The following is a 13343-nucleotide window of genomic DNA, read 5'->3' as shown; positions in this document are numbered from 1 at the left end:
TTTTGGCAACAGGTCAGCGCTGCGCCATCACCTGCCACAAACGTTCGGCCAGCGCATTGAGGTGGTGCTTGGCGCGGTAAGCCCGCACCTCGAAGCCGACCTCCAGGTGGGCGTCGCCCAGCACCACCAGCTGGCCCGCCTTGCAGGCAGCCGACACCATGGACCAAGGCAGCCAGGCCACCCCCAGGCCCCTGAGGGCGTATTCGCACACGGCGTCGGCCGAGTCGCACTCGATCACCCGCTGCAGGCGCGGGGCACGCGGGTTGTTGGACAGATGGTCCTGCACCAGGCGGCCCAGCGCCAGGGTGCCGGCATAGGCCAGGTAGGGCGTGCCGGCCTTTGCGCCGAAGCGGTGCTGCCCGCGCCCCTGGGCATTGGCCCGCGTGACCGGCACCAGCCGGTCCCGGGCCAGCGTCAGGTGCGCGTACTGGCGGGCACTGAGGCGGACGGCCAGCAGCGGGTGATGGTAAATCAGCATGAAATCGACCTCGCCGCGCTCCAGCATCTGCGCGGTGTCAGTCAGGGATCGGGTCAGGATGCGCAGCTCGCCCTGGACCAGCAGCGGCTTGAACCGCAGCAGCAGCTCGGCCGCCAGGGTGCGTGCCAGCGTGCGCCCGGTGGCGAGGGAGACCGTGTTCTCGTAGCGGCCGGCGGCGTTGAGCAGCTCGTCGTGCGCGGACTTCAGGTTGCCTACCATCTGCTGCGCATTGTCCAGCAGGCTGGTGCCGGCAGCGGTAAGCGTCAGCGGGGTTTTCTCGCGCTCGATCAGCGTCGTGCCGGCCCAGGCCTCCAGCGCCTTGATGCGGCGCCCGAAGGCCGGGTGTGTGACGTGGCGCAACTCGGCCGCGCGGCTGAAGCTGCGGGTTTGCGCCAGCGCCACGAAGTCTTCCAGCCATTTGAGTTGCATCGCTGACCCGCAGGTGGTGGCTTGCTACAAAAAGCTCAGTTTCGCGCCGCCTGCAGCACATCGCGCGTTTTGATGGCTTCGCGCCGTGCCGCTTCGGCAAAGTCGTCACCCGACGAGGCGTAAATGATGGCGCGGGAGGAGTTCACGATGATGGGCGCGCCCGGCCGCCAACCGGCTTTCACGGTGGCCACCGCGTCGCCGCCCTGCGCACCGACGCCGGGAATCAGCAGCGGCAAGGTCGGTGCCACGGCGCGCACACGTTCGATCTCCGCCGGGTAAGTCGCGCCCACCACCAGGCCCAGCTGGCCGTTGAGGTTCCACGGGCCCTGCGCCAGGCGCGCCACGTGTTCGTAGAGCAGTGGCTGCCCTTCGATGGAGGCCAGGCGCTGGTTCTGCAGGTCGTCGCCGCCGGGGTTGGAGGTGCGGCACAGCAAAAACGCGCCCTTGCCAGCGTGTTTGAGATAGGGCGCGACCGAGTCAAACCCCATGAAGGGCGACAGCGTTACTGCGTCGGCGCCGTAACGCTCGAAGGCCTCGACCGCGTACTGCTCGGCGGTGCTGCCGATGTCGCCGCGTTTGGCGTCCAGGATGATGGGCACCTGCGGCGCCACGCGGCGCATGTGTTCCATCAGGCGTTCGAGCTGGCCTTCGGCGCGGTGCGCGGCGAAGTAGGCGATCTGCGGCTTGAAGGCGATGGCCAGATCGGCCGTGGCGTCCACGATGGCCGCGCAGAAGTCGTAGATCTTGTTGGAGTCGCCCTTGAGCTTGCCCGGGAACTTCGTAGGCTCCGGGTCCAGGCCCACACACAGCATCGATTGGTTCTGGCGCTCAGCCGCGCCCAGCATCTCGAGAAAGGTCATGAAGCATTTTAAGCCCCCACGTTCGCCCACTGCGTGTGACTCTCTGCCCCCCGAGGGGGCGCTGCGCCTGCGGTCTGGCGAAGCCAGTCCCGCGGCCCCTGCTTGACTAAAGCCAGACTCGTCACGCGCGTTCGCAGCAGGATTTCCTCGCCGCCCGGACAATAGCGCCACCCATCACCTTCCGCCCCAGCCGCCCATGCAACTCTCACGCCGCCAGCTCATACTCCTCGTCCTGCTCACACTGGCCTGGGGCATCAACTGGCCCATCATGAAAGTCGGCGTCGCCGACTTTCCGCCCCTGACCTTTCGCGCCCTGTCGATCTGGCTGGGCATTCCGGTGCTGGGCGCGGCGATGCTGCTGATGAAGGTGCCGTTTTTTGTGCCGCGCGAAAAATACCGCGAACTGTTCTGGCTGGCGTTTTCCAACATGTTTGTCTGGCACGGGCTGATCATTCTGGCGGTCAAAAACCTCAGCAGCGGGCGCGCCGCCATTCTGGGCTACACCATGCCGATTTTTTCAGCGCTGTTCGGCGCCTGGTTCTTCGGCAACCAGCTCCAGCGCCGCAGCTGGCTGGGTGTGGCCGCGGCCGCGCTGGGCGTGTCGCTGCTGCTGTGGCACGAGTTGACCAACCTGTCGGGCCGGCCCATTGGCGTGCTCTGCGCGCTGGCGGCCGCGGCCACCTGGGCCGTCGGCACGCAGAAGCTGCGCAACACCACCATGCCGGTGGCCACCCTGACGATCTCCTTCTGGATGACGGTGATGACGGCGGTGGTGATGACCGGGCTGAGCGCGACCTTCGAGATGCCGCAATGGAAGGCGCCTTCGGCTGTGAGCTGGGCCTCGATTCTTTACAACGCCGTGGTCATTTTCGGCTTCGCGCATGCGGCCTGGTTTTTCCTGGCGCGCAGCCTGCCGCCTATCGCCTCCACCCTGAGCGTGATGATGATTCCCATCCTCGGCGTGTTCGCGGGCGCGCTGGGCCTGGGCGAGGTCCTGCACTGGCAGGACTGGGCCGCCGTGGTGCTGATGGTGGTGGCGATTGCCTCGGTGCTGGCGCCAACGCGGACATCCAGATAACCACATAGAGACCAGCAGGGGCCGCGGATCTGGCTCTGCCAGTCCGCAGGCGCAGCGCCCCCTCGGGGGGCAGCGCAGTACGCGAAGCGACAAGCGTGGGGGCAGGTAGTTACGCGGAGCGAACGACCGTGGGGGCCACACTCATCGCCAGACACAGATCGTCCCAGGCCTTGGCCTTGTCGCCAAGGCTGCGCAGCAGGTAGGCCGGGTGGTAGCTGACCACCACCGGCACGCCGAGGTAGTGAAACACCTGGCCGCGCAGCTTGCCGAGCGGGATTTTCTGCAGCTCGGGCACGCTGTCCTGCAGCAGCGACTGGGCCGCAAATTTGCCCAGCGCCAGAATCATTTTCGGCTGCAGCAGCTCGACCTGGCGTTTCAGGTAAGGCTCGCACTGCGCCACTTCCGCCGGGTCGGGGTTGCGGTTGGCCGGCGGGCGGCACTTGAGCACATTGGTGATGAACACATTTCTGGAAACACCGGCGCGCGGCGTCGTATCGTCGCTTCCGCGCTGCAGACCCATGGCCAGCAGCATGTTGTCGAGCAGCTTGCCGGCCTGGCCGACAAAGGGTTCTCCGGCAAGGTCCTCGTTTTCACCGGGCGCCTCACCGACGATGAGCCAGTCGACCTGCGGCGCGGCGCCGTCGGCGGCCGTCGGTCCGATACCAAACACCGTGTTCTTGCGGCTTTCGCACAGGGCGCAGGCACGGCAGCCGGTCACGGCGGCCTGCAGGGCGGGCCAGTCCATCAGCTCAACGCCCGAAGGACGCGGCTGCAAGCCGGGGGCCAGCCGCGACACGGGCGCCTGGGCAGGCACCGGTCGACCCGCCGGTGTGGCGGCGGGTGCGGGCGCTCGCACCGGTGCGGTCTCAGTATCAAATCGGTCTTCAGCCCTTGTCGGTCGGGCGCCAACAGCTACTGTATGGATAGCATCAGCCACTGGCGCAAGGCCGGCGGCGGGCGGCGGCTGCCAGAGGCGCACGCCCATTTCGCGCAGCATGGCGCGCTGGCGTTTGTCCAGGTCCAGGCTCACGGCAGCACTTCTTTCATGGGCCGCTGTTTCCGGCTTGCAGCGCCATGCTCATGACCACCGCGTCTTCGCGTGTGGCATTCGCCGCGGGGTAATATTGGCGCCGGGTGCCGACGTGGCGAAAGCCGTAACGCTCGTACACCGCCCTGGCCCGGCCGTTGCCCACACGCACCTCCAGCCAGAGCCACTGCGCGCCCTCGCCACGCGACCAGAGCGCCAGCGCATCGAGCATCACGCGGGCCCAGCCCTGGCGCTGGTGGGCAGGCACCACCGTGATGTTGAGCAGGTGCACCTCGTCCACACCTTTCATGGCCACAAAATAGCCCAGCAGCTCCGCGCCCGGCCCGCTGCCGCCGGTGAGCACCAACGCCTGGTAACCGGCCTGGAGCGAATCGCTGAAATTGCCGCGGGACCACGGGTGGGCATAGGCACTTTGCTCGGCCCGCAGCACCGCATCGAACCACGACTCGGTCATGGGTTCGAACTGGGCTTCGAGGGGTTCGAGAACAGCGCTCATGTCTCATTATCGGCCGGCCGCCGCGGCGATGCCGGCCTTGACGCGGGCGCGCTCTTCGGTGGTCAGGGCCACCTTGTCACGGACATACAGCGGCAGCGCCTGGCTGGCGGGCACGCCCTGGCCGGCGGCCAGCAGCGCAGGCGCCAGCCGCAGCATGGCCGCAGCCGTCGGCAAGGCGGTGAGGCGCGGCAGGCTGTCCGGAAACACCGGCAGGCGCGCCGCGTAGACGCCGAAAACATTGCCGGCCAGCAGGTTGTCTGCCGGATCGGGCGGCAGGTTTTCCGGGCGTATCAGGCAGCAGTCGGCCAGCGCGGTCCAGCGCCCGGCGTTGCAGGCAAAACGCTGCACATACATCTCGTCCATGCGCGCATCCAGCAGCGCCGTCACCTGCAGAGAGGCCGCGGCCTGCGGCCCTTCATACTGGAAGCGGGCCTCTTCGGCCACCGCCATCAGCGTATCCATCGGCAGCACCGGCAGGTGCGCCCCCAGCGCCAGGCCCTGCGCCACGGAGCACGCCGTGCGCAGGCCGGTGAAGGAGCCGGGGCCGCGGCCAAACACCAGCGCGTCCAGATCGGCCAGCGCCAGCCCGGCCTGGCGCAGCAGTTCGAGAATGGCCGGAATCAGCGTGCTGGACGCCTGCGCACCGCCGGGGCCGGTGTGCTGCCAGGTGCGCTGGCCGTCGGTGAGGGCCAGCGACATGCTGTCGGTGCTGGTGTCAAAAGCCAGGAGTTTCATGGGTTGATGAGTCAAATCAGGCCTTGGCCCTTGTGGAGTCTGCGCCGCGAGCTATCAAATCAGGAGTATTTGCTGTGCCGCGTTGCGCCTGCACACGCACGCCGAACACAATGCCCAGCGTCACCAGCGCCAGCCCGGCGAGCAGATTCCAGTACAGCGGCTCGCCGAGGAAAATCACCGCGCCCAGCGCCGACAGGCCGGGCACCACCGCCGTGATCATGGTCGAGCGCACCGGGCCGAAGGACTGGACCATCTTGGTGAAGGTGATGCCCGAAATCACCACCGAGCCCACGCCCTGGAACACCATCTGGAAAACAATCTCGCTCCAGGGCGCGCTGGCCAGCCGGGTGGCGATGGCACCCGAATACGCCAGCAGGCTGTAGACCGGCACATAGGTCACGAAGGCAAACACGCTGATGGCAATGGTGGCAGACACCGCCTGCAGCGCATGTTTGCGCACCAGCACCGAATACACGGCCCAGCAGGTGGAGGCGCAGAGAAACAGCAGATCGCCCTTCCACACCTGGCTGCCGGCCTGGGTCCAGGCCTGCAGCAGGCTGGCGCCGCCCACCATCACGTCGCCCAGAAAGATCAGGCCCAGGCCGATGGCGCGCACCGGCGTCACGCGGTCTTTCAGGATCAGCACGGCCATCAGGGTGGTGCTCAGCGGCAGGGTGCCGGGCATCAGCACCGAGGCATGGGCGGCCGGGGCGAAATAAAAGCCGCTGTAGGCCAGGCAGGCGTAGCCGACACCGCCTACCAGGCCGATCAGCGCGGTGAGCCGAAAGCCCAGCGGCGACAGGCCCAGCCAGCTTGGCGGTGCCAGCGCAGGGCGGGCGTCGCGCGCGCGCCGCCAGACCAGCCAGGCACCCCAAGGCAGCAGCACCAGCGCCGCGCCAATGAAACGCAGCAGGCTGATGTCCAGCGGCGTGAGGCTGCGGTGCGCCGTGGCGCGTGCAATCACGATGAAGGAGGTCCAGATGGTGACGGTCACGATGGCGGCAAACACACCGACCGTCTTGGGAGAAAAACGCATGGGTCGATTATCCGGGCAAGCGGCGGGTTGGCAGGGCAAGGCCGATAATCAGCCATGCTCCCCTCCCCCCTGATGTTCTGCCGGCTGGCTGCCGCGCTCGCCCTGGGCCTGGCCCCCGGCTGGGTGCTGGCCCAGAAAGCCGTGCGTACCCCCAAACTGGTGCTGCCCCCGGCCATCGCCAAGGCCCTGGTGCGTGCGCAGGTCCCGCCGGACGCCGTCACGCTGCTGGTGCTGGACGCCTCGGGCCGGCAGCCGCCGCGCCTGGAGCACCGCAGCACCGTACCCATGAACCCGGCGTCGGTCATGAAGCTGGTGACCACTTACGCCGCACTGGATGTGCTGGGGCCCGACTACACCTGGAACACCCGCCTGACCCTGGACGGCGGCCTGTCGAACGGCATCCTGCACGGCAACCTGGTGGTGCGCGGCGGCGGTGATCCCAAGCTGGTGGTCGAGCGGCTGCAGGCGCTGCTGGGGCAGGTGCAGGCCAGTGGCGTGAAGGTGATACGCGGCGACATCGTGCTGGACCGGAGCGCCTTCCTGGTGCCGGCGCTGGACGCCGGCGAGTTCGACGGCGAGCCGCTGCGGCCCTACAACGCGCGCCCCGATGCCTTGCTGATCAACTTCAAGTCACTGGTGATGCGCTTCACACCTGACCTGGCCAATGGCCATGCGCGGGTGCAGACCGAGCCGCCCATGGCCGGCCTGCTCGTCGACGACAGTGTGCCGCTGGCACGCGTGAGCCGCTGCGGCGACTGGCGTAGCGAACTGCGCGCCAGCGTGCACAGCCCGGACCGCATCCAGTTCGGCGGCAGCTACTCGTCGGCCTGCGGTGAACGCCTCTGGCCCACGGCGTACGCCGAGCCCGCCACCTTTGCGGCGCGCGCCATTGAAGGCTCGTGGCGCGCGCTGGGCGGGCTGCTGACCGGCAGCGCGCGCGACGCCACACCGGCCGAGCTGGCGCTGCTGCGCGCGCGCGGCACGACGTCCGGCGAAAAAGCGCCGCTGCGCCTGGACGCGCCCTCGCTGCCGCTGCGCGACATCGTGCGCGACGTCAACAAGTTCTCCAACAACGTGATGGCCCAGCACCTCTTCCTCACGCTGGGGCGCAATGCCCAGCCGGGCGAACACCCGCAGGGCACACCCGAAACCGGCCGCGCCGCGCTGGCGGCCTGGTGGAAAAAAATCCTGCCGCGGCAAGAGGCCCCGGTGATGGACAACGGCTCGGGCCTGAGCCGCGTCGAACGCATCAGCGCCGCCAGCCTGGCGGCCATGCTGCAGGCCGCCGCGCAGGGCCGCGTGGCGCAGGATCTGCTGGACTCCCTGCCGATCGCCGGCGTGGACGCCACCATGCGCACACGCGCCACCGCGGTCACCGGGCAGGCCTTCATGAAAACCGGCTCGCTGCGCGACGTGACGGCCGTGGCCGGCTATGCCAATGGCGCGAGCGGTGCGCGTTACATCGTGGTCGGCATGGTCAACCACCCGAACGCGGTCGCGGCGCGGCCGGCGCTGGATGCCTTGATTCAGTGGGCGGTGCAGGAACGGTAACGCCGTGTCGTGACGCCTTTATCCGTTGCATCACGCTGCGCCTGCGGTCTGCCTTGGACAGTAGGAGCGACTCCCCACTCCCTCCCCCCTCCCCCTCGCGCCGCGGGGCGATGGAGGGGGACTTCATTTGGCAACGTGTGCTGCGCTCGCGTGCACACATGACCGCCAACTGAATCCGACCTGACGCGCGCAGCGCGTCAGGTCTCCCCGCATCCGTACCCGCATTTGTCCCCCCACCCGTCGGGCTGGGCCGAGGAGCGCAGCCGAAAGCGGATCAGGGCGAGCGATTGTCTGAGCGAAGCGAGTTCGAGCTCGACCCCGCTTTCGGCGAGCACCGCAGGTTGCCCCGAAGCGCAGCGCAGGGGACCCAGACCATCGGATCGCCTTTTCTTTGGTGACTTTCTTTTGGCGACGCAAAAGAAAGTTACTTGCCGCCGGGCAACCCCCGGCTTGCGGGCAAACCACCGAAGCTCAATTCAAGCTCAGCTACCCAGCGTGAAATAAATCGTCGCGCCCCGCTCAGGCTCGGCCTCCGCCCAGACCCGCCCGCCATGCCGCATGACGACACGTTGCACCGTGCTCAACCCGGCGCCAATGCCGGGAAAATCCGAACTCACATGCATGCGCTGGAAAATGCCGAAGAGTTTTTCGGCATGGTCCATGTCGAACCCCGCGCCGTTGTCCTTGAAAAAATAAACCGTCTCGCCGTCCGGCCCGGCCTGGCTGCCGACAGCAATCGCGGCGTGTGCCTTTTTCGAAGTGAATTTCCACGCGTTGCCGGCCAGGTGATCGACCAGCTGCTTGAGCAGCGCCGGGTCGCCCTGTGCCACCAGCGCCGGCTGCACCGTGATGTCGGCCACGCGCCCGGGCTCGGCTTCCTGCAGCGCGGCAAACGCGGCCTCGGCCAGCGCGCCCACGTCCACCGTCTGCGGCGCCAGCGGTGCGCGCAACAGGCGCGAGACGGCCAGCAGCGCGGCGATCAGCTCGTTGATGTTGCCCACGCCCAGGCGTATGCGTTGCAGGTAGTGCGTGCTGCGTTCCGCATTGCCCTTGGCCACGGCGCCCTCGAGCAGCCGGCTGAAACCGTCGATGGTGCTCAGCGGCGCGCGCAGGTCGTGCGAGACCGAATAGGAAAAGTTTTCCAGCTCCTTGTTGGCAGCCGCCACCTGGGCACTGCGCTGGTTCAGCTCGTCTTCAAGAAGGCCGGTGATGCGCAGGATTTCCTGCTCGGCCGCGGCCACATCGTTGCCATCACGTATTTTCTGCAGCAGCGCGGCCATGGCGGGGACGGCGCTGACGGCGACGGATTCCGGAGGGTGGGTCATGACAGGCCTTGCGCTGGAGGGGTCGCTGCGTTCGGGCGACGGGTGCATGTTGTTGAGAGTGAGAAGGTCATCGGTATCCCTGGATAACAGCGGGTGAATGGGCCACTATGCATGGTGCTTTGCCCGGGCGTCAAGCAGCGGGCCCGCGAAGGCGGCGGGAAGCCGGCGCCGGCTCAGGGCACACCTTCGTCGTCCGGTTCCCTGCCGGCACGGTGCGTGGAGGGCGGGCTGCACTCGTCCGGGTTGGCCACAAAGAGCCACCCGACAGCCAGCGCAGCGGGAATGGCGAGGAACCAATAGGGGTTGCCGGTGAGCCAGGCACCCGCCATGCCGACGGCGGCGCCTGCCGACAGGCACGCCAGAAACCAGGCCAGGCGGTTTCGGATGCTTCGGGGGCTTCGTGAGGCGGACATGTACCAGCCTTGCTTGTCTCAACTCGCGGCGGCCCGCTGCAGCCGGTCGCGCACACCCTCCCAGGCCGGATCGGCCGGCAGGTTTTCAATCCAGATCAGCTTGACGCCCTGGGCGTCGAAGTCGCGCAGCACGGCGAACAGCTGCTGCGCGGTGGCGGCGGCATCGTCGGGCATGCGGCGGTACAGCACCTGCGCCGAGGGGATGCGCACGATGCTGCGGGCATACACGGCGATGTGTGCGGCCTGCGCGCCGAGCACGTCGAGTGCGGTCTGGATCGCGCCGGCGTCCATCAGGCGCACCCGGGCGTTGGGCGCGTAGTGCGACGCCAGCGTGCCGGACGCGCGCGGTGCCTCTCCCAGCGTGGCGTCTTCCTGCTGCCCCTCGTCCTTGTCGAGCACCGGCTCGCCACAGGCGGCCTCGAGCTGCGCACGTGTGAGCAGGCCGGGGCGCAGCAGCACGGGACGTCCGCGCGTGCAGTCCACGATGCTGGACTCGATGCCGACCGCGCAGGGCCCGCCGTCGAGCACCAGCAGCGTGTCGCCGAATTCTTCAGCAACATGCCGGGCGGTGGTCGGGCTGACACGGCCAAAACGGTTGGCACTGGGGCCGGCCACCCCGGTGGCGCAGGCCTTCAGAAAGGCCAGCGCCACCGGGTGCGCGGGACAGCGCAGGCCGATCGAGTCCTGCCCGCCGGCGGCGGCGGCGGCCACGCCCGGCTTGCGCGGCAGGATCACCGTCAGCGGCCCGGGCCAGAAGGCCTGCATCAGGCGTGCGGCAAACGGCGGCACGCTGCTGGCGTACTCAAGCACCTGCGCGGCATCCGCCACATGCACGATCAGCGGGTGATCGCTGGGCCGGCCCTTGGCGGCGAAGATGCCGGCCACGGCGCTGTCACTGGACGCATCGGCGCCCAGGCCATACACCGTCTCTGTGGGAAAACCGACCAAGCCACCGGCGCGGATGACGCGCGCGGCTTCAAGAAGGGCCGCCGGATCGGTGCCGCCCCGAATCATTGCAAGGCGTCCAGGCCGGGCAACCCCAGCAACTGCGCGGCCTGGCGCGCGACCGCGGTGACACCGTCCACGTCGGCACCGGTGACGGTGAGGTGGCCCATCTTGCGGCCGGCGCGCGCTTCGAGCTTGCCGTACAGGTGCAAATGCGTGCCCGGCAAGGCCAGCACGGCCTGCCAGTCGGGCGTGCGCAGCTGGTCGGCGGCGTCAAACCACAGGTCGCCGAGCAGGTTGAGCATGATGGCCGGCGAATGCTGGCGCGGCTGCGGCAGCGGCAAGCCGGCCATGGCATGGACCTGCAGGTCGAACTGCGACACGTCGCAGGCGTCCATCGTGTAGTGGCCGCTGTTGTGCGGGCGCGGCGCCATTTCGTTGACCACCAGCGCGCCGTCGGCGCTGCCGTCGTCGATCACAAAAAACTCCACGCACAACACACCCACGTAGCCGATGTGATTTGCTATGGATTCAGTAGCTGCTCGCGCACGCTGCGCAAGGGCTGCAGGCATATTTCCTTCATAAGCCGCGGTGACGGCGAGGATGCCGCCCACGTGCACGTTGTACTGCGGCGCAAAACCGGTGATGGTGCCGTCCCAGCCGCGCGCGACGATGACCGAGCACTCGGCCTTCAGCGGCAGCAGCTTTTCCAACACGCAGGGCACCTGCTTCAAACCGGCCCAGGCGGCGGCGAGTTCGGCCGCGGTTTTGACGCGCACCTGGCCCTTGCCGTCGTAACCCATGCGCGCGGTTTTCAGGATGCCGGGCAGCAGGTCGGCCGGCACGGCGGCGAGCTGCGCCGGCGATTCGATCACGGCATACGGCGCACAAGTCACACCCGCCACACCGGCGCTGGCGGTGAAGTGGGCTTTTTCCTCGATGCGGTTTTGCGCAATGGCGACGGCCGCCCCGCCTGGCGCCACCGGCCGGTCCGCGGCCAGGGTTTGCAGCGCGTCGGCCGGGACGTTTTCAAATTCGGTGGTGATGGCGGCGCACAGCGAGGCCAGCTGCGCCAGGCCGTTCTCGTCCCGGTAAGCGGTCTGGATGTGGTAGTGGCTGACGCGGCCGGCCGGGCTGGTCGGGTCGGGATCGAGCACCGCGGTGAAATAACCAAGCCGCTGCGCCGCATGCACAAACATGCGGCCGAGCTGGCCGCCACCCATCACGCCCAGGGTCGCGGGCTGGCCCGCGGCATCAACGGAACCGGGAAAAATCGGTGCCTGGCTCATGCCGGCGGCAAGGTCATGGCGCGCGCGGCGGCGGTCTGCTCGGCGCGGAAAGCCTGCAGCTTGTCGGCCAGCGTTTTGTCGTGCAGGGCCAGCATGGCCACCGCAAACAGGGCGGCGTTGGCCGCTCCGGCGTTGCCGATGGCAAAGGTCGCGACCGGCACGCCTTTGGGCATCTGCACGATGCTGTGCAGCGAATCGACGCCCTGCAGGTGGTTGCTGGCCACCGGCACACCGAGAATCGGCACCGCGGTTTTGGCGGCCAGCATGCCCGGCAGGTGCGCGGCGCCGCCGGCACCGGCAATGATGGCCTGCAGCCCGCGCCCGCCGGCCTGTTCGGCGTAGGCGAACAGCTCATCCGGCATGCGGTGGGCCGAGACCACGCGCGCTTCGTGCGCCACGCCGAACTGCTGGAGAATCTGCACGGCATGCTGCATGGTGGTCCAGTCGCTGCTGGAGCCCATCACCACACCCACGAGGGGCGGCTTCTGATCTTGCGTAGTTGTCATGTGTTGCCTTCCGGGCCTGCTGTGCGGTCAATCGTTGGCTGCCAGCGCTGATTTTACGGGCTGGTGGACCGCCGGGCCGGCCGCCGCATGCTATCGTGCCAGCGCGGCCCCCTTGTGCCTGTTGAAAACTCCCTGATCCACCCCTATTTATCCAGCACCATGATCGACGTCACCATTGCCAATTTCGAAGAGGAAGTCGTTGCGGCTTCCATGACCACCCCCGTGCTGATTGATTTCTGGGCGCCCTGGTGCGGGCCCTGCAAATCGCTCGGCCCGATTCTGGAGAAGGTCGAGATCGCCTACGGGGGACGTTTCAAGCTGGTCAAGATCGACTCCGACCAGGAGCAGCAACTCGGCGCCGCCTTCGGCATCCGCAGCATCCCGACCTGCATCCTGATGATGAACGGCCAGCCGGTCGACGGGTTTGCCGGTGCGCTGCCCGAGGGCAAGGTCAAGGAGTTTCTCGACAAACACCTGCCGCCGGCCGAAGAGTTGCCACCCGCCGAAGAAGAAACCGCCGAGCCGGAAGACAGCAGCCCGGCCGCCGTGCTGGAAAAACTGCAGGCGGCCGTCGCCACCGATCCGGCCAACGACAACGCCCGTTTTGACTACATCCGCCTGCTGCTGCAGCACGGCCAGGTCGACCATGCCAGGGCCGCTTTTGCACCGGTGGCCAGCAAGGCGCCGACCGTGCGCAAGTTCGAGGCCCTGCAGCACTGGTTCAACGCTATCGAATCAGGAGCTACTCACGGTGATCTGGCAGGGGCCCAGGCCGGATTTGATGCCAAGCTTGTAGCCAACAAACGGGATTTCGACAGCCGCTACGCGCTGGCGCAGCTGCACATGAGCCAGCAGCGCTGGGTACCGGCGATGGACGAGTTGCTGGAAATTTTGATGCGCGACAAGTCCTGGAACGAGGAACTGGCACGCAAGACCTTTGTGTCCATCCTCGAAATCATCGAGCCGCCCAAGGTCAAGGTCGCCGACGGGCAGATTCCGCCGGACGATCCCACCGTGGCGACTTACCGGCGGCGGTTGAGCAGTGTGGTGCTGAGCTGACTCCCGAGGCCACTGTCCTCACACTGTTCGCTCTTTTGTAGTTCGCCAGCAAGCCGGGGGTTGCCCGGCGGCAACTCACTTTTCTTTTGCGTCGC

14 protein-coding genes are annotated in these 13343 nt (G+C 67.8%); 3 read left to right on the top strand and 11 right to left on the bottom strand.

The genetic code is table 11. The annotated features are described in order from the left end of the window. Positions 1–13: 13 nt before the first annotated feature. Both PSV40_RS21270 and pyrF read right to left on the bottom strand, forming a co-directional pair. The gene (locus PSV40_RS21270) at positions 14–907 is read right to left on the bottom strand and encodes a LysR substrate-binding domain-containing protein (protein WP_300541656.1); all 894 of its coding nucleotides are present in this window, start codon (positions 905–907) and stop codon (positions 14–16) included. Positions 908–942: 35 nt separating this feature from the next. Continuing rightward, positions 943–1767 (bottom strand): orotidine-5'-phosphate decarboxylase, encoded by an 825-nt coding sequence (gene pyrF, locus PSV40_RS21265; RefSeq protein ID WP_300541654.1) that lies wholly within the window; start codon positions 1765–1767, stop codon positions 943–945. A 196-nt stretch (positions 1768–1963) separates the two neighbouring features. Between pyrF and PSV40_RS21260 the strand changes: the two genes are divergently transcribed. After that, positions 1964–2845 (top strand): DMT family transporter, encoded by an 882-nt coding sequence (locus PSV40_RS21260; RefSeq protein WP_300541652.1) that lies wholly within the window; start codon positions 1964–1966, stop codon positions 2843–2845. 109 nt (positions 2846–2954) lie between these two features. On the opposite strand, the gene PSV40_RS21255 is transcribed toward PSV40_RS21260, so the two are convergent. The 4 genes from PSV40_RS21255 to PSV40_RS21240 are packed head-to-tail and all read right to left on the bottom strand — an operon-like array spanning position 2955 to position 6160. Further along, positions 2955–3869 (bottom strand): uracil-DNA glycosylase, encoded by a 915-nt coding sequence (locus PSV40_RS21255; protein ID WP_300541803.1) that lies wholly within the window; start codon positions 3867–3869, stop codon positions 2955–2957. A 19-nt stretch (positions 3870–3888) separates the two neighbouring features. Beyond that, entirely contained in the window at positions 3889–4389 is a 501-nt protein-coding gene (gene rimI / locus PSV40_RS21250; protein ID WP_300541650.1) for a ribosomal protein S18-alanine N-acetyltransferase, read from the bottom strand. Between the two features lie 6 nt (positions 4390–4395). Beyond that, positions 4396–5124, bottom strand: a complete 729-nt coding sequence (gene tsaB, locus PSV40_RS21245) for a tRNA (adenosine(37)-N6)-threonylcarbamoyltransferase complex dimerization subunit type 1 TsaB (RefSeq protein ID WP_300541648.1) — start codon at positions 5122–5124, stop codon at positions 4396–4398. A 16-nt stretch (positions 5125–5140) separates the two neighbouring features. Beyond that, the gene (locus PSV40_RS21240) at positions 5141–6160 is read right to left on the bottom strand and encodes a DMT family transporter (protein ID WP_300541646.1); all 1020 of its coding nucleotides are present in this window, start codon (positions 6158–6160) and stop codon (positions 5141–5143) included. Between the two features lie 54 nt (positions 6161–6214). Here PSV40_RS21240 and dacB point away from each other — a divergent pair, with 54 nt between their 5' ends. Continuing rightward, the gene (dacB, locus tag PSV40_RS21235) at positions 6215–7711 is read left to right on the top strand and encodes a D-alanyl-D-alanine carboxypeptidase/D-alanyl-D-alanine-endopeptidase (protein ID WP_300541644.1); all 1497 of its coding nucleotides are present in this window, start codon (positions 6215–6217) and stop codon (positions 7709–7711) included. A 482-nt stretch (positions 7712–8193) separates the two neighbouring features. Here dacB and PSV40_RS21230 read toward each other — a convergent pair whose 3' ends face one another. From PSV40_RS21230 to purE, 5 genes are all read right to left on the bottom strand, one after another. Next, positions 8194–9036: an ATP-binding protein gene (locus tag PSV40_RS21230; RefSeq protein WP_300541642.1), complete on the bottom strand. Its 843-nt coding sequence runs from the start codon at positions 9034–9036 to the stop codon at positions 8194–8196. A gap of 173 nt (positions 9037–9209) precedes the next feature. Further along, on the bottom strand, positions 9210–9449 hold the full coding sequence (locus tag PSV40_RS21225) for a hypothetical protein (protein ID WP_300541640.1): 240 nt from the start codon (positions 9447–9449) through the stop codon (positions 9210–9212). Positions 9450–9467: 18 nt separating this feature from the next. Further along, positions 9468–10463, bottom strand: coding sequence for an L-threonylcarbamoyladenylate synthase (locus PSV40_RS21220; protein WP_300541638.1), 996 nt, complete (start codon positions 10461–10463; stop codon positions 9468–9470). Further along, the gene (locus tag PSV40_RS21215; protein ID WP_300541636.1) at positions 10460–11683 is read right to left on the bottom strand and encodes a 5-(carboxyamino)imidazole ribonucleotide synthase; all 1224 of its coding nucleotides are present in this window, start codon (positions 11681–11683) and stop codon (positions 10460–10462) included. Before PSV40_RS21215 ends, PSV40_RS21220 begins: the two co-directional genes overlap by 4 nt. Beyond that, positions 11680–12189, bottom strand: coding sequence for a 5-(carboxyamino)imidazole ribonucleotide mutase (gene purE / locus PSV40_RS21210; protein ID WP_300541634.1), 510 nt, complete (start codon positions 12187–12189; stop codon positions 11680–11682). The genes PSV40_RS21215 and purE overlap by 4 nt, the downstream gene beginning before the upstream one ends. 159 nt (positions 12190–12348) lie before the next feature. On the opposite strand from purE, the gene trxA reads away from it, so the two are divergent. Beyond that, a complete protein-coding gene (gene trxA / locus PSV40_RS21205) occupies positions 12349–13248 on the top strand; it encodes a thioredoxin (RefSeq protein WP_300541632.1) in 900 nt (299 codons plus the stop codon). Positions 13249–13343 lie beyond the last annotated feature (95 nt).

The organism is Polaromonas sp. (genome assembly GCF_029945925.1).
Lineage (GTDB): Bacteria > Pseudomonadota > Gammaproteobacteria > Burkholderiales > Burkholderiaceae_C > Polaromonas.
This window is presented reverse-complemented; position numbering and strand designations above follow the sequence as displayed.